The sequence below is a fragment of the Nonomuraea sp. NPDC050310 genome (genome assembly GCF_040655795.1).
In the GTDB taxonomy this organism is placed as follows: Bacteria; Actinomycetota; Actinomycetes; order Streptosporangiales; family Streptosporangiaceae; genus Nonomuraea.
Genome location: NZ_JBFAKP010000056.1, coordinates 1 through 1,564, shown reverse-complemented (window position 1 = coordinate 1,564; position 1,564 = coordinate 1). Strand labels below are relative to the sequence as shown.

The 1,564-nt window shown below is 70.1% G+C and carries 1 protein-coding gene; it reads right to left on the bottom strand.

The annotated features are described in order from the left end of the window. Positions 1 to 195: 195 nt before the first annotated feature. The gene (locus AB0I67_RS43100) at positions 196 to 1,293 is read right to left on the bottom strand and encodes a helix-turn-helix domain-containing protein (RefSeq protein WP_357936790.1); all 1,098 of its coding nucleotides are present in this window, start codon (positions 1,291 to 1,293) and stop codon (positions 196 to 198) included. Positions 1,294 to 1,564: the final 271 nt, after the last annotated feature.

Sequence of the window (1,564 nt, the reverse complement as noted above, 5' to 3'; positions counted from 1 at the left end):
TGGGCTTCTCCCCGCCCGGCCGCGTCTCCCCCGAGGCCTGGGCCGGCCTGCTGACCGGCGCGCTGCGGATCTTGAAGGCGGTCGGCAGCCGCTGATGGGGCGACGGTCGCGGTCATCGGCGAGCGCGCCGTCGGAGTGGGGGTAGCACGAAAAGCCGGAGATTGGAGGCCGCGGCGGGGCTCTGAGTCCATCGTCTCAGCTGCCCTGAAGGCTGACGGTTTCCAGCGCGAGGAGCAGTTCGGCCGCTTCGGCCGGATGATGGACGGAGCGGCCGGTCAGGTCCTGCAGCCGGCCGAGGCGGTATCTGACCGTGTTGCGATGGCAGAACAGGGCTCGTGCTGCGCCCTCCGTCGAGCCGGCCGCGGTGAACCATGCCCGAGCGGTGGCAAGCAGGTCTTCGCGGTCGTTGGGGGGCAGGTCGAGCAGCCTGCCGAGGATACGGCGGGCCAGGTCGGCGGCGGTCTCAGGATGGCCGGCGATCAGAGTGGCGAGGGGGCGCTCTCCGTAGTGGCAGATGTCATTGGCGCCGGGCGGCAGGGCGGCCAGGGCCAGCCGGGCCAGGCGCACGGCCGCGGCGGTCTGGGAGATCTGTCCGTATGGGGGGCTGACACCAAAACGGCCGCCGCGCAGGAGGGGGAAAGCAGCGGAGGCGGGCAGGCAGAGTACAGCCAGCCGTTCGGTGGGCAGCTGACGCTGCACGGTGGTGTCCGGTAGCTGTGCGGAGGTCTCGGTGGCGATGACGTGGAAGCGGCCCCGGTGCGGCAGCCCGAGCGCGTCGGCGCCCTCCCGGATCCGCGCGGGATCTGTGCTGAGGAGCGCGTCGAACAGCCGGTCACGGTCAAGTCTGGCTCGCAGTTCTCGCTCTGCTTCGGCCTCGCGGTAGGCCGCGCGGATGGCCTCCGACATTCGATCCAAGCCGAGCCACAGCTCGCCCGCGTTCTTGATGAGGGACCCATGCTCGCCGGGGGTGCTTTCGGCGACGAAGCACTCCCACAGGAACTGGGTGCCGATCCGGTAGCTGTGCAACAGGGCCGCTAGCGGTATGCCTTGAAGCGCGCGCCGGTGCGCGTTGGCCTCGGCTGTTGAGGTCGGCAGCGCCTGCCCCTCCTTCAGGTGGGTGAGGGCCGTGCGCAGCTGCTCGGCGCAGACGGCGGTCAGGTCTTCCTCGGCGACGACCGCCAGCTCGGCCTCGGCCTCCCGGATCCGCCGGGCGGCCTCCGCGGCCAGTTCGTCGGCTCTGGCCAGCAGACGGGCGCTCAGCACCGGGAAGCCTGATCCGTTCACCAGCGACATTGTGCCACCGCACAAGCATGAGAACCAGATTCTGGTTCGAGAGCCGTTGCTCGCCCGCGTGTCAGGTGTGACTCTTGACCGACAGGGCGTGTTAGCACCGTTGTGCGCATGCACCGTCAGCCCACCGATCACGGAGCGGACATGAACCTCGATCCCGTCCCCGCCGACCAGCTCATCTTCCGCCTGCCGCAGACCTTCGACACCGTCGAGGAGACGCGCCGTCATCGCCAGGAGCGGCTGGTGGCCGCGTTGCGGCTGTTCGGCAGGTTCG